Annotated in this window: 17 protein-coding genes, 1 tRNA gene and 1 pseudogene; 6 read left to right on the forward strand and 13 right to left on the reverse strand. The window is 73.0% G+C overall.

Annotated elements, in window-relative coordinates; genetic code table 11:
* Positions 1–3 precede the first annotated feature (3 nt).
* Positions 4–402 carry a carboxymuconolactone decarboxylase family protein gene (locus tag KPF47_RS16500; RefSeq protein WP_224389651.1) on the reverse strand — a complete coding sequence of 133 codons (399 nt, stop codon included), beginning with the start codon at positions 400–402 and terminating at the stop codon, positions 4–6.
* A 75-nt stretch (positions 403–477) separates the two neighbouring features.
* Between KPF47_RS16500 and KPF47_RS16505 the strand changes: the two genes are divergently transcribed.
* Positions 478–1,185, forward strand: coding sequence for a TVP38/TMEM64 family protein (locus tag KPF47_RS16505; protein WP_224389652.1), 708 nt, complete (start codon positions 478–480; stop codon positions 1,183–1,185).
* An 18-nt stretch (positions 1,186–1,203) separates the two neighbouring features.
* Here KPF47_RS16505 and KPF47_RS16510 read toward each other — a convergent pair.
* The 5 genes from KPF47_RS16510 to KPF47_RS16530 form a co-directional block, all read right to left on the reverse strand.
* Positions 1,204–1,276 (reverse strand) — tRNA-Leu (locus tag KPF47_RS16510).
* Positions 1,267–1,917, reverse strand: a complete 651-nt coding sequence (locus KPF47_RS16515; protein ID WP_224389653.1) for an HNH endonuclease — start codon at positions 1,915–1,917, stop codon at positions 1,267–1,269. Before KPF47_RS16515 ends, KPF47_RS16510 begins: the two co-directional genes overlap by 10 nt.
* Before the next feature lie 35 nt (positions 1,918–1,952).
* Entirely contained in the window at positions 1,953–2,420 is a 468-nt protein-coding gene (gene bcp / locus KPF47_RS16520) for a thioredoxin-dependent thiol peroxidase (RefSeq protein ID WP_224389654.1), read from the reverse strand.
* A gap of 87 nt (positions 2,421–2,507) precedes the next feature.
* A complete protein-coding gene (locus KPF47_RS16525) occupies positions 2,508–2,900 on the reverse strand; it encodes an HNH endonuclease (protein ID WP_224389655.1) in 393 nt (130 codons plus the stop codon).
* Positions 2,901–2,907: 7 nt separating this feature from the next.
* Complete coding sequence (locus KPF47_RS16530; RefSeq protein WP_224389656.1) at positions 2,908–3,972, reverse strand: spore photoproduct lyase family protein; 1,065 nt, start codon at positions 3,970–3,972, stop codon at positions 2,908–2,910.
* Between the two features lie 188 nt (positions 3,973–4,160).
* On the opposite strand from KPF47_RS16530, the gene KPF47_RS16535 reads away from it, so the two are divergent.
* On the forward strand, positions 4,161–4,415 hold the full coding sequence (locus KPF47_RS16535) for a DUF3618 domain-containing protein (RefSeq protein ID WP_374108853.1): 255 nt from the start codon (positions 4,161–4,163) through the stop codon (positions 4,413–4,415).
* Between the two features lie 64 nt (positions 4,416–4,479).
* Here KPF47_RS16535 and KPF47_RS16540 read toward each other — a convergent pair whose 3' ends face one another.
* The 6 genes and pseudogenes from KPF47_RS16540 to KPF47_RS38815 form a co-directional block, all read right to left on the reverse strand.
* The gene (locus KPF47_RS16540) at positions 4,480–5,700 is read right to left on the reverse strand and encodes an NAD(P)/FAD-dependent oxidoreductase (protein ID WP_224389657.1); all 1,221 of its coding nucleotides are present in this window, start codon (positions 5,698–5,700) and stop codon (positions 4,480–4,482) included.
* A gap of 88 nt (positions 5,701–5,788) precedes the next feature.
* Complete coding sequence (locus tag KPF47_RS16545) at positions 5,789–6,565, reverse strand: SigB/SigF/SigG family RNA polymerase sigma factor (protein WP_224389658.1); 777 nt, start codon at positions 6,563–6,565, stop codon at positions 5,789–5,791.
* Between the two features lies 1 nt (position 6,566).
* A complete protein-coding gene (locus KPF47_RS16550; protein ID WP_224389659.1) occupies positions 6,567–6,998 on the reverse strand; it encodes an ATP-binding protein in 432 nt (143 codons plus the stop codon).
* An 81-nt stretch (positions 6,999–7,079) separates the two neighbouring features.
* Positions 7,080–7,508, reverse strand: coding sequence for an STAS domain-containing protein (locus KPF47_RS16555; RefSeq protein WP_224389660.1), 429 nt, complete (start codon positions 7,506–7,508; stop codon positions 7,080–7,082).
* Positions 7,509–7,736: 228 nt separating this feature from the next.
* Positions 7,737–8,228: pseudogene (locus KPF47_RS16560) on the reverse strand (transposase); the annotation flags it as partial.
* Positions 8,177–8,302, reverse strand: a complete 126-nt coding sequence (locus KPF47_RS38815) for a hypothetical protein (protein ID WP_255659675.1) — start codon at positions 8,300–8,302, stop codon at positions 8,177–8,179. The pseudogene KPF47_RS16560 and the gene KPF47_RS38815, both read right to left, overlap by 52 nt.
* Positions 8,303–8,540: 238 nt before the next feature.
* Between KPF47_RS38815 and KPF47_RS16565 the strand changes: the two genes are divergently transcribed.
* Both KPF47_RS16565 and KPF47_RS16570 read left to right on the forward strand, forming a co-directional pair.
* Positions 8,541–9,965, forward strand: a complete 1,425-nt coding sequence (locus KPF47_RS16565; protein WP_224386384.1) for an NF041680 family putative transposase — start codon at positions 8,541–8,543, stop codon at positions 9,963–9,965.
* 76 nt (positions 9,966–10,041) lie between these two features.
* Entirely contained in the window at positions 10,042–10,635 is a 594-nt protein-coding gene (locus KPF47_RS16570) for a plasmid pRiA4b ORF-3 family protein (protein ID WP_224386178.1), read from the forward strand.
* 31 nt (positions 10,636–10,666) lie between these two features.
* Here KPF47_RS16570 and KPF47_RS16575 read toward each other — a convergent pair whose 3' ends face one another.
* Positions 10,667–11,512: an IS5 family transposase gene (locus KPF47_RS16575; protein ID WP_224386179.1), complete on the reverse strand. Its 846-nt coding sequence runs from the start codon at positions 11,510–11,512 to the stop codon at positions 10,667–10,669.
* 136 nt (positions 11,513–11,648) lie between these two features.
* On the opposite strand from KPF47_RS16575, the gene KPF47_RS16580 reads away from it, so the two are divergent.
* Together KPF47_RS16580 and KPF47_RS16585 are read left to right on the forward strand one after the other, a co-directional pair.
* Positions 11,649–11,819 (forward strand): hypothetical protein, encoded by a 171-nt coding sequence (locus tag KPF47_RS16580; RefSeq protein ID WP_224388985.1) that lies wholly within the window; start codon positions 11,649–11,651, stop codon positions 11,817–11,819.
* A gap of 80 nt (positions 11,820–11,899) precedes the next feature.
* Positions 11,900–14,140: a SpoIIE family protein phosphatase gene (locus KPF47_RS16585; RefSeq protein ID WP_224389661.1), complete on the forward strand. Its 2,241-nt coding sequence runs from the start codon at positions 11,900–11,902 to the stop codon at positions 14,138–14,140.
* Positions 14,141–14,691 lie beyond the last annotated feature (551 nt).

The raw sequence follows: 14,691 nt of genomic DNA on the forward strand, positions 1-14,691 counted from the left end.
GGCCTACTCGGGGGCGGGCTCGGCCAGGACGCGCTGCGCGATCCGGAACGCCGAGTTCGCCGCCGGGACCCCGCAGTAGATCGCGGTCTGCAGCACGATCTCGACGATCTCGCCGTCGGTCACGCCGTTGCGCCGTGCCGCCCGCACGTGCATCTCGAACTCCTCCCAGTGCCCGTGCGCGATCAGCGCCGTCAGCGTCACCGCCGAACGCATCCGCCGCTCCAGCCCGGGCCGGGTCCAGATCTCGTTCCACGCGTAGCGGGTGATCAGCTTCTGGAAGTCCGCGGTGGTGCCGTCGACGCGCGCCAGCGCCGCGGCGACGTAGTCCTCGCCGAGCACCTCACGGCGCACGGCCAGACCGTCGGCGTCCAGCTCGGCGGGGTCGATACCCGAATCGCTCATGACCGGCAGCCTCCCACGCCGACCGGCGGGCGCGGGGCGGCCCACCGGGTGGGCGGGCTGGGGCCCGGTGCCGTCGTGGACCTCGGTACCGTGATCCACGTGCGGTGGTGGCGGTTTCTGCTGGGCTGCCTCGGGCTGGTGCTCGCGGCCGCCGTCGTCGTACTCGTGGCCCGGTCGCTCGGCCTGTCCGCGGTCCCCCGCTTCGGCGAGCTGCGCCGTGCCGTGGAGTCCGCCGGGCTGTGGGGACCGGTCGTGTTCGTGTTGCTCCAGGTCGCGCTGAACGTCCCGCCGTTCCCGCGCACCGTGTTCACCGTCTCCGCCGGGGTGCTGTTCGGCGCCGTCGGCGGGGCGGCGCTCACCCTGTTCGCGACGGCACTCTCCGCGGTCGTCGCGTTCGCGCTCGTGCGAGCCACCGGCGGCAGCCTCGTGGCCCGCTACGCCGGGCACCCCCGCGCGGTGTGGGTACGGCGGCGCCTCGACCACCACGGCGTGCTCGCCGTGACCTCGTTGCGGCTCATCCCGATGGTGCCGTTCGCGGTGCTCAACTACCTGTCCGGGCTGTCCCAGGTGCGGTTCTGGCCCTACCTGGTCGGGACGGTGATCGGCTCGGCGCCCAGCACGATCGCCGTCGTCGCCCTCGGCGACGCGGTCACCGGGCACGTGCCGCCGGCACTGCTGCTCGTCTCCGCGGTGTGCGCGGTGGTGGGGCTGGGCGGAGTGCTCCTGGCCGCACGCAGGCCGCTGCCGGACGAGCCGGGGAGCACCGCGCCGCCCACCGGATGAGGCGGGCGGCGCGCCACGTGCCGGCGGCGGGATTCGAACCCGCACTTGCGGCCACCTAAAGACCGTGCCTCTGCCGTTGGGCTACGCCGGCCGTTCCTTGCGGACACACCACGTGGAGGTCTGAGCGTGGCAGTTCGGGCACAGGATACGGAGGTTCTCCAGCCGGTTGTCGGTGTGGTCACCGTTGACGTGGTCCAGATGCAACGGCAGCGGCTGCGCCCGCCAGTCGTGGATGCCGCAGATCTCGCACCGGGCCTGCTTCAGCCCGGCGGCGATCAGGCGCTTGCGCAGGTGGCCCGTACTGCGCATCGGTGAGTCGCGGACCAGTACCTCGGCCAGCGGCCGCGGCGACCGGGTCGCCTCCGCCCGCCCGCGGGACCACCCCTGCCCGCGGAAATGACCGGTGTCCAGACCCAGACGCCGGATGTGGCCGTTCACCAGCCGGTGCATGCCACCGCTCGGCGCGTAGCCCAGCCGCCGCAGCACGGCCGCGACCGACTCCGACGTGCGTACCGCCGCGGCCAGCTCGTCGTCGGTCCAGTGCCGGCGCCGCCGCGAGGCGTCCGGGCCGGGCAGGTGAGCGCCGTGCGCCCCGACCCGCGCGATGTGCGCGCGCAACCAGTCGTAGCGTCCGGGACGCAGGCCGAGCGCCCGGCACACCTCGGCCAGGGTGCGCGCCGCCGCCACCGCCTCGACCAGCTGCTCGTCGGTCCACCGGCGGGCGCGGGGCACGGCCGCTCACCCCGCGCCCACCGGCCGGAGTCGCATCAGACCTTCCAGTCCTTGCGCAGCTTCGCCACGTGCCCGGTCGCCCGCACGTTGTACTGCGCGTCCAGGATCGTGCCGTCCTCGCCGACCAGGAACGTCGAACGGATCACCCCGGTGACGGTCTTGCCGTACATCTTCTTCTCCCCGAACGCGCCCCACGCGGTCAGCACCTCGCGGTCCGGGTCGGACAGCAGCGGGAAGGTGAGGCCCTCCGCGTCGCGGAACGTCGCGAGCTTCGCGGGCTTGTCCGGGGAGATGCCGAGCACGTCGATGCCCTGGCCGTTCAGCTCGGCCAGGTTGTCGCGGAAGTCGCAGGCCTCCTTCGTGCAGCCCGGGGTGCTCGCGGCCGGGTAGAAGTAGACGACGACCTTGCGGCCGCGGTGGTCGGCCAGCGAGACCGGGTTGCCGTCGGCGTCGTCGAGGGTGAAGTCCGGGGCGGGGTCGCCCGCCTGCAGTCGGGTGCTCATGACGATGAGCGTGCCACCCGCCGGCCCGCCGCCGACGCCGAGTCCGCGGCCTGTGGACGGACGACCCGGTCGTGGACGGATCCCGGGTCAGGGCTCGCGGGCGAGACGCTCCAGCCGGCGCAGCTGCCCGTCGAGGTAGGGCCGGGCGCGCCGCCGTCCGCCGCGCTCGGCGATCGTCGCGGCCAGCGAGCGCAGGGTGCCCAGCACCGCGGGCAGGTCGGGGTCCCAGCCTCGCCTGCGGCACTCGGCGAGCCAGTCGGCGGGGCTCGCGTGCCCGCGGGCGCGGTTGCAGCGCCCGCAGGCGACGACCTCGTTCTCCAGCCACGACGGCCCGCCCTTCACCTTCGGGACGAGGTGGTCGGTGGTGGCGCGGACCGGCCCGGTGCAGTCGCGCCGGCACCACACGCAGTGCCCGCCGTCGCGGAGCGCGGCCTGCTCCAGGCGTCGGGCACGCCCGGGCTGGGCGGGGGAGGGGGCCACGACGCGCTCAGAACGCGTAGCGGATGCGCAGCCAGGGCGCGTGCCGCTCGACGAGCCCGCGCAGCTCCCGCACCCCGCGGGCCTTGACCGCGTCGCGGTACCGGACGTTCCACATGCCGTTGCCGCTGCGCTTGCCCTGCTGCAGCGCGGGCCGCCACAGCACCTCCTCGGCGCGCGGGTGCCAGCCGAGGTTCACCTCGTGCAGCCCCTCGTTGTGGGTCAGCAGGATCACCTCGGCCGCGGCCTGCGCACGGAACGCGGGGCCGGTGACGTCGCCGATCCGGGTCAGGAGCTCGGCCCAGTCGGCCTGCCAGCCCTCGCGCAGCACCACCGGGGACAGGTTGAGGTGCACCTCGTAGCCGGCGGCCACGAAGTCGTCGATCGCGGCGATCCGCCGGGCGACGGGTGTCGTGCGCACGTCGAGCAGCCTGCTGTCGCGTTCGGGCATCAGGGAGAACCGGATGCGGGTGCCGCCGCGCGGGTCGAGACCGAGCAGGTCCCGGTTGACGTACTTCGTCGCGAAGCTGGCCCGCGCGCCGGGCAGGTCCCGGAAGCAGCCGACCAGGTCGGCGACGTTGTCCGAGAGCAGCGCGTCGACCGCGACGTCGGAGTTCTCCCCGATGTCGTAGACCCAGTCGGTCGGGTGCACCTGGTTCGGCTCGGGCTTGGGTCCCTGGCGCCGTACGTGCCCGCGCAGGTAGCGGACGATCCGGTCGATGTTGGTGAACACGGTGACCGGGTTCGCGTAGCCCTTCTGCCGGGGCACGTAGCAGTAGGCGCAGGCCAGTGCGCATCCGTTCGCCGTGGAGGGCGCGATGAAGTCCGCGGAGCGGCCGTTCGGGCGGGCCGAGAGCGACTTCTTCTCGCCGAGCACGAGGTTCTCGGTCTTCACCCGGACCCAGCGGTCGACGTTGCCCGCGTTGCCGTGCAGCGCCTCGATGTTCCAGTGCGAGGCGACCTCGACGATCTCGGCGTCGGGGAAGGACAGTGCCACCTGCTGTCCGCGTGGCGAGGCCAGCGCGTCCGGTTCGGCCCAGATCCGGCGGATGTCGAACAACCGTTCCGCACTCACCGGCCCAGCCTCGCAGGATCGCGGGGGTAGCGCCCGTCGACCACTCGCCGCACCCCGATCCGGCGGCGCGCCGTGGGCGGGCGCGCGGAGCGGGCCGTCCGGTGGCTACGGTGTGTGCCACGTCGTTCGCGGTACCCGGACATCGGCGTCCGGGCCCCTCGGGCGCGAGCAACAGGAGTCCCGGGCGCGTGCGCGTACCGGCCGAGTCGGAGGTGGACGTGGTGGCCCGCGACCCCGAGAACATCCAGCGTGAGATCGAGAAGACCCGGGACGCGCTGGCCGAGAGTCTGGACGCCCTGGCGGACCGGGCGAACCCGAAGAACCTGATCGAGGGAGGCAAGGAGCAGCTCGCGGAGCGGCTCGCCGACCCCAAGATCAAGTACTCGCTGATCGCGGTGGGCGCGCTTGTCGGGCTGGTCCTGGTCCGCTCGATCTTCCGCTAGGTCCGTACCCGTCGGGCCCGGCCGGTGTCGCCACCGTCCGGGCCCGACGTCGGTCCGGGGCCGTTCAGGCCAGCTCGTCGCGCAGCGCCAGCGCCGCCGCGCGGTCGGCGCCCTCGGCCAGCGGGCGGCGGTAGCGGGCGACGAGCCGGGCGGCACCGAACCCGGCGACGGCGACGAGCTCGTCGCCGCGCAGGTACCCGAGCACCGTGCCCTTCACCGGGCCGCCGTCGAGACCCGCGCCGTGCAGCGGCAACAGCGCGTCCGCGCGGTCCGGCCGTCCGACGAGCTGGATCTTCATCCCGAACTGGTCGGACCAGAAGAACGGCACGGCGGCCGGGGGCGGCTCGGTGCCGGTGATGTCCGCGGCGACCACGGCGGCCTGGTCGCTCGCCGAGGTCCAGTGCTCCAGCCGGGTGCGTCCGCCGGTGCCGGGGTCGGTCCAGGCGGCGGCGTCACCGGCCGCCCACACCCCGGGCAGCCCGTCGACCCGGCCGCGGTGGTCGCAGGGGATGCCGTCGGAGACGTCGACGCCGGTGGCCTCCAGCCAGCCCAGGTCCAGCATCCCGCCGACGCCGACGACGATCTCGTCGGCGGTCACCGTCGACCCGTCGGAGAGGGTGGCGCCCGCGTCGGTCAGCTCCGACACCGAGACCCCGGTGCGCAGGTCCACTCCGGCCCCGGTCATCAGGGTGGCCACCACCGCGCCGGCCCGCTCGCCGAGCAGCCGGGCCATCGGCACGGAGCCGGTCTCGACCACGGTCACCGCGAGGCCCCGCTCGCGGGCGGTGCTCGCGACCTCGGCCCCGATGAACCCGGCACCCACCACGAGCAGCGACGACGCCGACGCGAGCGCGTCGCGCAGCTGCTCGGACTCGTCGACGGCGCGGAGCAGGTGGGCGGACCCGGGCTGGTCGTCGAGCATCCGGGAGGTGACCCCCACGGCGAGGACGACGGCGTCGGCGTGCAGCACGGTGCCGTCGTCGAGCTCGACCTCGGAGCCGTCGGCCGGGTCGTCGCCGCCGCGCCGCAGGGCGACCGCGGAGCGCCCGAGATGGGTCCGCACGCCCAGCTCGTCGAGGTCCTCGGCGGTACAGAGATCCACCTTCGTGCGCTCCCACTGCCCGGCCAGGAACTGCTTGGACAGCGGCGGACGGTCGTAGGGGAGGTGCTCCTCGGCCCCCACCAGGCTGATCCGGCCCTCGTAACCGTCCCGGCGCAGGTTCTCCACCGTGCGCAGCCCGGCCAGTCCGGCGCCGACCACCAGCACGTGTTCCGGCACGCTCATCTCCTACCTCCCCGCTCCGGGCCCGGGCGGTGCGCCGGTCCCGGCCCCGATCTTCGCGGACGGGCGACGACGCCGCGCGGCCCGGGCGTCAGAAGGTGCGGTCCTCCGGGTCGAGCCGGTTGCGCAGCCGCGACAGCGTCTGGGCGAGCAGCCGGGAGACGTGCATCTGGGAGATGCCGACCTCCTGGGCGATCTGGGTCTGGGTGCGGTTGCCGAAGAACCGCAGCATGACGATCGTCCGCTCGCGGGGCGCGAGCTCGGCGAGCAGCGGACGCAGCGACTCGCGGTAGTCGACGCGGTCGAGCTCGGCGTCGGCGTCGCCGACCAGCTCGCCCACGGTGGCGCTGCCGTCCTCCGAGGACAGCATCTCGTCGAGCGAGGAGCTGCGGTAGGCCTCGGCGGCCTCCAGCCCCTCCAGGACCTCGCCGACGGGCAGGTCGAGGTGCTCGGCGAGCTCGGACGGACGGGGCGCGCGGCCCAGGGTCTGGGACAGCTCGGACACCGCGCCGTTGATCGACACGTGCATGTCCTTGAGCCGCCGCGGCACCCGCATCGACCAGCTCTGGTCCCGGAAGTGCCGGCGCACCTCACCGGAGATGGTGGGCACCGCGAAGGAGAAGAACTCGCCGCCCTTCTCCGGGTCGAACCGGTCGATGGCGTTGATCAGGCCGACCGTCGCGACCTGGACCAGGTCGTCGAGCGGCTCGCCGCGGTGGTTGAACCGGCGGGCGATGTGCTGGGCGACGGGCAGGTAGCCGGTGACCAGCTGCTCGCGCAGCCGCTCGCGTCGGGGGTCGCCGTCGCCGAGGGCTGCGTACTGCTCGAGCAGCGGGGTGAGGTGGGCGTACTGGGGGTCCACCGTCACGTCACAGTCCGTGACCTGCGCGCTTGTGCAGCCGGATGGTGAGGGCCGGGCGGCCGCCGTCCTCCTCACCGGTCTCGACGGCGACGTGGTCGGCCAGCGTCTGCAGGACGCGCCAGCCGAAGCTGTCGGTGGGCAGCTGGGTACCCGCGGCGGTCTCGACCAGGGCGGCGACCTCGATCCGCTCGTCGGAGACGGCGAAGGTGCACCGCAGCGGCGACCCGGGGGCGGCCACCGCGACCAGGGTCGCGCACGCCTCGTCGACGGCCATCCGCAGGTCGGAGACCGCGTCCAGGTCGAAGTCCGCGCGTGCGGCGAGGTCGGAGGCCACCGCACGGACCGTGGGGATCAGTGCGGGGCGCGCCGCGACCCTGATCTCGACGGTGTTGTCGGTGCCGGCGTCCTGCGCCGTGCCTGCCACGTCCTCCTGGGCCACGCTGACGAGTCCTTTCGTGCGACGGGGTGTCGGGCCGGATCATGTCGCCTCCGGCCGGGGTGTGCAGGACCGGGTGCCCGCTCAGGCGCCGGGAATGCCGTCCTGGTCGGGGAGGACGGTGAACAGCTGGGCAGAGCCGGTGACCTCGAGCGGCCGGAGCACGGCCCGGTTGGTGGCGACGACGAACAGCCGCCGTCCGTCCCGGGCCGCCCGCCGGGCGGTGTGGATGAGGACGCCGAGCCCGCTGGAGGCGAGGAACGACACCCCCTCCAGGTCGACGGCGAGGTCACGACCGTCACCGTCGGCGTCGAGACCCAGCAGCTCGTCGAGGGCCGTCTCGAGGCGCGGTGCGGTCAGGGTGTCGACCTCGCCGCGCACGGTGAGCACGGTGAGGCCGGTGCGGGGTGAGGAGAAGCCGACGCCGAGGTGGGCGGAGTCGGTGCCGTCCAGCTCGGCGTCCCCGTCCCCCCGGGACGGTTGTGCCGGCGCGGATCCGGGCAGGGTGATCACCTCCGTGTCGGGCGCCGGGCGGCGCGGAAGCGGTGTGGAGCACCGCCGGGCTCTCGACGGGGCAGGTGCCTTCTCACGCCGCACGACGCACCGGTGTCGCGGCGGGGCCGTCCTGGCCCGCGCCGGTCCGGTCCACCTACGACAGGAGACCGGGCCCGACGATACCGGCCGGGCTCGGCGGGCCGGGCACGGCGCCTGCCCTTAGAGGTCGCGCGGATTGGTTGGTGATCATGGACGTCGTGCAGGTCGGGCGTTCCAGCGGTGTGTGGTCCAGGCCTGCCGAATCAAGCTACGGAGTGTGACGATCGTGTCGGCGAGGTCGAAGAACGCGTCGACGACGATTTCTCGTCGTTCGTAGCAGCGCTGCAGCCGGTTGAAGCTGTTGTGCCAAGCGTTGGTCCGCTCGACGTGCCAGCGGCGGGTGGCCTGGATCGGCGCTTTCTCACCCTTGTGCGCGATCTCGCCGTGCAGGCCTCGTTCGGCCAGCGTGTCGCGGGTCTTGCCGGAGTCATAGCCGGCGTCGAGGTGCACGGTGATGTCGTCGGGCAGCGGGCCGAGAGCATCGAGGCGGTCGAGGGTGGGGCCCAGTAGCGGGGAGTCGTGCCGGTTGGCTCCGGCCAGGACTCGGCCCAGCGGGATGCCGTATCCCTCGACGAGCACCGAACGTTTCATACCCTGTTTGCGCCGGTCCACCGGCGACGGACCGGCGACCTCGCCGCCGCCGGCACCACCTCGGTCAGGACGATCTCCAACTCGAAAATCTTCGTCTTCTCAGACACACGAGGCGCGACCATCAGCCGATGCTGCCAGCCCCGCCGTCACCGGCAGAACCGGGCCCACCACTTCTGAAACGACGTCTTAGCTTGATCTTTAACCTTCCGGAGCTGCTGCTGGGAGGTTGATGTAGTTCGGGCGGCGTGTCGGCGGGACATGGGTACGGCCACCGCTTGATCATCTTCGGGTTCCTTCCACAGAACATCGAAGACGAAAGCGGTGGCCGTGGTGGTCAGTGTGGCTTCTGCCGGGCCAGTGGTGCTCGGTGACACTCCGGTCGGGCGGGGTGATCTTGCCGGGTTTCGGCAGGAGTTCTACGCGTCGTTGACTGCGCGAGCGGATGCGCTGTTCGAGCTCACCGACGCCGTGTTGTGCGCGGACGGCCCGGTTCGCTCGCTACCGGAGCTGACCTTGGTGGCTGAGCACCGTCGCGGGCACGGCGCGATGTACGACGCGTTGGCCTGTGGCAGGATCTCCGCCCGGAGGCTGCGCCGGGTGCTGGCCGGTCTCCCGTTGCCCCGTGCCGTCGACGGTCGGATCGTGCTCGCCGTGGATGTCAGCCCGTGGCTGCGCCCGGACGCTACGACCAGCGATCAGCGGCTGTTCTGCCATGTCTACGGACGCGGAAAGGGCAACGCGCAGCTGATCCCGGGCTGGCCATACTCGTTCGTCGCCGCCCTGGAGACGGGCCGGACGTCGTGGACGGCGGTCCTGGACGCGGTTCGACTCGGCCCGGCCGACGACGCCACCGCGGTGACCGCCACCCAGCTACGCGCGGTCATCGAGCGACTGACCAGCGCCGGGCACTGGCGCCCCGGGGACCCGGACATCGTGATCGTCACCGACACCGGATACGACATCACCCGCCTCGCCTACGTACTGGCCGATCTGCCCGTCGAGCTGGTCGGACGACTGCGCTCGGACCGGGTCCTGCGCCTGCCCAAGCCGCCACGGCTGCCCGGCACGACCGGGCGCCCACCCAAGCACGGCCCGGAGATCGCCTTGAACCGGCCCGCCACCTGGATCGAACCGGTGCACACCACGACGACCAAGACCACCCGCTACGGCACTGCCGTCGCGACCAGCTGGGACCGGGTCCACCCCCGGCTGACCCGGCGCACGTGCTGGATCGACCACGCCGGCGAACTGCCGATCATCGAGGGCACCCTGCTCCGGCTGCAGGTCGACCACCTACCCGGCGACCGCGACCCGAAGCCCGTGTGGCTATGGAGCTCCGCCACCGACGCGAGCGCCGCCGACGTGGACCGCTGGTGGCAGGCGTTCCTCCGCAGATTCGATCTCGAGCACACATTCCGCCTGCTCAAGCAGACCCTCGGCTGGACAACCCCGAAGCTGCGCACCCCCGAAGCCGCCGACCGCTGGACCTGGCTGATCATCGCCTCCCACACCCAACTCCGCCTGGCCCGACCACTGGCCGCCGACCTACGCCGCCCCTGGGAACGACCCGCCGCCCCCACCCGGCTCACCCCGGCCCGGGTTCGCCGCGCCTTTCGGAACATCCGCGCGCGGACCGTCCTCCCGGCCAGTGCACCGAAACCCAGCCGACCCGGTCCCGGCCGCCCACCCGGCTCCCGCAACCGGCACACCCCGACCAGCCACGACGTCGGGAAAACGGTCAAACGCGACCGCACCATCACCGCGCGACGACAACACACAGGTTAAAAACCAAGCTTAGACGTCGTTTCAGAAGTGGTGGGCCCGGTTCTGCCGGTGACGGCGGGGCTGGCAGCATCGGCTGATGGTCGCGCCTCGTGTGTCTGAGAAGACGAAGATTTTCGAGTTGGAGATCGTCCTGACCGAGGTGGTGCCGGCGGTCCGGCGTCGGGTGCAGGTGCCGGGCGAGGTCGACTTGGCGGTGTTACACGAGGTGGTGCAGTCAGTGATGGGCTGGACGAACTCTCATTTGCACGAGTTCGAGATCGTCGGGCGCCGCTACGGGATCCCAGACCCGGACTGGCCCGGACAGGATGTCGCCGACGAGACGAAAGAGAAGCTGTTTCGGCTGGTCAAGGCTGGTGACCGGTTCGGTTACGTCTACGACTTCGGTGACAACTGGGCCCACGAGATCACCGTCGAGGCGGTCGCGGCCGTCGAGCCGGGAGTGTGCTATCCGCGATGCGTCGCCGGGCAGGGGGCGTGCCCGCCCGAGGACGTCGGCGGGATCGGGGGGTATGAGGACTTCCAGGCCGTGCTCGCCGACCCTGACCATCCCGACCGCGCCGAGCGCCTGGAGTGGGCGGGCGGGCCGTTCGACCCGCACCGCTTCGACCCTGACGAGGCCGACCGGGCCTTGGAGTGGCTGGCCTGGCGGCCGCTGGCCCCGACCTCGTAGGCGAGTGCCTCAGCGAGGGCTGGGTCGACCATCACTTCGGCTTCGGCTTCGGCTTGGTGAGGCGGCGGTGGCAGATCAGGGCGCAGGCCAGCGATAACAGCGCGGTGATCGTGGATTCGGCGCGGTCGTAGCGCAGCGCGAGGCGGCGGAAGTCCAGCAGCCAGGACATGGTGCGCTCGACGACCCAGCGGACCCGCCCGAGCCGGGTGGAGTCCTCGATCCCGCGCCGGGCGATCCGCACCCCGATCCCACGCCCACTCAGGTAGCGGCGGCAGCGGGGATAGTCGTAGCCCTTGTCGGCGTGCACCTTGTCCGGCCGACGTCGCGGACGCCCCGGCTGTCCCGCCCGTTCGCGGACGCCGGGGTTGGTGTCCAGCAGCGGGGCGAGCATCCGACTGTCGTGGGTGTTCGCCCCGGTGACCAGCGCATGCAGCGGGAGCCCGCCTCGGTCGCAGAGCACGTGGTACTTGCTGCCCGCCTTCCCGCGATCGGTCGGCGAGGGCCCGGTGGCCTCGCCGCGGCGCTTGGCCCGCACGCTCACGCTGTCCACCGCCGCCCGCGACCAGTCCAGCAGGCCCTGCTGGGCGAGGCGGTCGAGCATCACCCGGTGCAGCTGGGCCCAGACCCCGGCCTGCTGCCACTGCCGTAGCCGCCGCCAGCAGGTCACTCCGGACCCACAGCCGAGCTCGGCGGGCAGCGCGTTCCAGCTGATCCCGGTCTTGAGCACGAACACGATCCCGGCCAGAGCGGCCCGATCCGGCACCCGCGGACGGCCTGTCCGTCCCCGCTTGTGCTTGCGCGGCTTGGGCAGCAGCGGCTCCACCAGCGCCCACAGCTCGTCGCTCACCAATCGCTCGACACAAGATCGCCGCGCCACGACCGGACATGATCAGCTACCAGCGCCGATCCACACAGGACCGACACGCCGACTTCTGAAACGACCTCTAAGAGGTCATTTCAGAACGAGGTCGACGTGTCTGTTGTAGACGACAAGCGGCTATCTGACCTGCCGTTTGATCTGTCGTCGAGGGGTCAATGGAAACTCGACAAGTCGTTCTGAAACGACCTCTAAGAGGTCATTTCAGAACGAGGTCGACGTGTCTGTTGTAGACGACAAGCGGCTATCTGACCTGCCGTTTGATCTGTCGTCGAGGGGTCAATGGAAACTCGACAAGTCGTTCTGAAACGACCTCTTAGGCTCGCGCGGGCGACGCGGTATTCCGATCCCGGCCCCGACGCCCCGGCCGGCCCGCCCGGCGACGCGGTGGACCGGGCCGTCGACCAGGCGGTCGCGACCTCGGTGGAGTCCTTCGGCGAGCAGCCGAGCACCCCCGCGATGCCGCACGTGCGGGGCGACGCCCAGGTGGCCGTGCTCATGATCGACATCGCCGAGCGCCGGATCGTCTACGCCAACACCACCGCGTTGGAGCTGCCCGGTGACCACCCGCTGCAGCTGCCGATCGGGGTCCGCGAGTGGAGCGACGCCGCGCGCCTGACCGACCTCGACGGCCGGCCCTACAGCGACGAGGGGTCGCCACTGGCCCGGATCGCCTCCGGGGAGGCGGTGTCCGGCGAGCCGGTGGCGCTGCACGGGCCGGGCCTGATGCCCGACCGCGACGGCGTGCCGGTACCGGGGGAGGGCGCGACGGCCAGCAGCACGCTGGTCTGGGTCACCGGGTTCGCGCTGGCCGACCCGGCCGCCCAGGGGCGGGGCACCTTCGCCCAGGCCTCGACCACCGGCCCCGGCCGGGCGCTGGCCGTGCTGCTGCCGCTCTCGGACTCCGAGGCGGGCCACGGCGGGGACCGCGACCGGATGGGGTTCCTGCGCGATCGCGCCGTGCTGGCCACCGAGATGTCGTTCACGATCTCCGACCCCCAGCTCGAGGACGACCCGCTGGCCTGGGTGAACCCCTCGTTCGAACGGCTGACCGGGTACCCGCTGGACGAGGTCGTCGGCCGGAACTGCAGGTTCCTGCAGGGCCCCAACACCGACCGGTCGTCGGTCCGCCGGGTGCGCGAGGCGCTGCGGGAACGGCGGGCGATCACCGAGGTGCTGCTCAACTACCGCCGCGACGGCACCGCGTTCTGGAACCAGGTGTCCATCTCGCCGGTGCACGACGGCGACGGCGAGCTCGTCAACTTCGTCGGCGTGCAGAGCGACGTGACCGAGCGGGTCGTCGTCGAGCAGGAACGGCGGGCGGCACTGGCCGACGCCGAGGCGGCCCGGGCTCAGCTGCGGCTGCTCGCCGAGGCGACCACCCAGATGACCTCGGCGCTCGACGTCGCCGACGCCTGCCGCCGCTTCTCCCGGATCGTGGTCCCGGAGCTGGCCGACCTGTGCACGGTGGACCTGCTCGACGCCCCCGACGGGGCCACCCGCGAGCGGATGGCCGTCGCCGCCCGGGACGCCGACGACGAGGCGCTGCTGTCCCGGTCCGGTCCGCTCGGCACGAGCCCGATCGAGCAGCAGGCCGAGACCGCGGTCCGGACCGGGAAGCCCTACCTGGTGCAGGAGCTGCCCGACGACGGTCGTGAGGTGCACCCGGACGACCCGGAGGCGGCCGACGCCTACGAGCGGCTGCGGCTGCGCTCGGCCATGGTCGTCCCGCTGCTCGGCCGCGGGCGGGTGCTCGGCCTGGTCACCCTGTCCACCCAGTTCCCCTACGGCCGTCGCTGGACCCAGCGCGACGTGCACCTGGCCTCGGACCTGGCGGGCCGGGCCGGGCTGGCCGTCGACAACGCCCGGCTCTACGAGGTCGAGCGGGCCGCGGCGGCGACGCTGCAGCACAGCCTGCTCCCGGCGCTGCCGCAGGTGTCGGGGATGCGGGTCGCGGCCCGCTACCTGGTCGGCGCAGACGGCAACCAGGTGGGCGGGGACTGGTACGACGTGCTGCCGATGCCGGACGGCTCGGTCGGTGCCGCGGTGGGTGACGTCGTGGGGCACGACCTGTCCGCGGCGGCCGCGATGGGACAGCTGCGCGGCGTGCTGCGCTCCTACGCCTGGGGTGGTGACGCGCCCGGCCCGGTGCTCGACCGCTGCGACCAGCTGGTGCAGGGCCTGGACATCGCCGCGATGGCGACCGCGGTCTACGCCCGGTTCGGGTCGGCGGGCCCCGACGGCGCACGCGAGCTCACCTACGCCAACGCCGGGCACCCGGCGCCGCTGCTGCGCGACCCGCAGGGCAGGCTGCACCGGCTCGACGCGCACCACTCACCGATGCTCGGAGCGGTCCCGGAGTTCGGGCGGGCCGCCGGGGCGCATCGCGACGGCGCCACCGTGGCGTGCGCGGCGGGGTCGCTGCTGGTCTTCTACACCGACGGCCTGACCGACATCGTCGGCGAGGACGCCGACGCCCGGACCGAGCTCATCGAGCGGACGGTGGAGGAGCTGCCCTCCGACGCCGACCCCGAGCGGGTGGTGGAGCGGGTGCTCGAGGTGTGCCTGCCCGACCGGCTCGACGACGACATCGCGCTGCTCGCGATCCGGCTGGACCGCCCGGCCTGAGGCTCCGGCTCGATCCGATCCGACCCGATCCGCCCCGACACCGGATCGGCCTGCCGCCCCGTCGGCACGGGTCCGCGGCGGTATCCGCCCCGGCCGCCGCCCGGCCGCCGCCCGGCCGCCGCCCGGCCGCCGTCCGGCCGCCGTCCGGCCGCCGTCCGGCCGCCGTCCGGCCGCCGTCCGGCCGCAGGGACGGCGCGGTCGCGCCGGACGCGGTGTTCGGCCGTTCGGGGCGGGCGGTCACCGACGGTGTATCGCCGGACGGTAGGAGGGGGCCGTCCGACCGCCCGGCCCGTCCGCGCTACCGGCGGACGGGTGAAGGTCACGGTCGGGTCGCGGCCGGAGCCGTCCGTGGACCCCGTCGGGGCCGTCATCCCCCGCTCGTGGAACGGGTGAGTCCACTCGTCCGTCCGGCCGGGTAGCCGGCCATCGAATCGGGGACTCCGGCGTTGTACTCGTCGAGGGACGAGGACGCGGATCGACGGGGGCGAGCGTGAGGCAGGGGACGACGCGACCGCGCAGGCTGGTCGCGGTGGCACTGACCGCGGCGGAGT

This window comes from Pseudonocardia sp. ICBG1293 (genome assembly GCF_020131355.1).
GTDB lineage: Bacteria > Actinomycetota > Actinomycetes > Mycobacteriales > Pseudonocardiaceae > Pseudonocardia.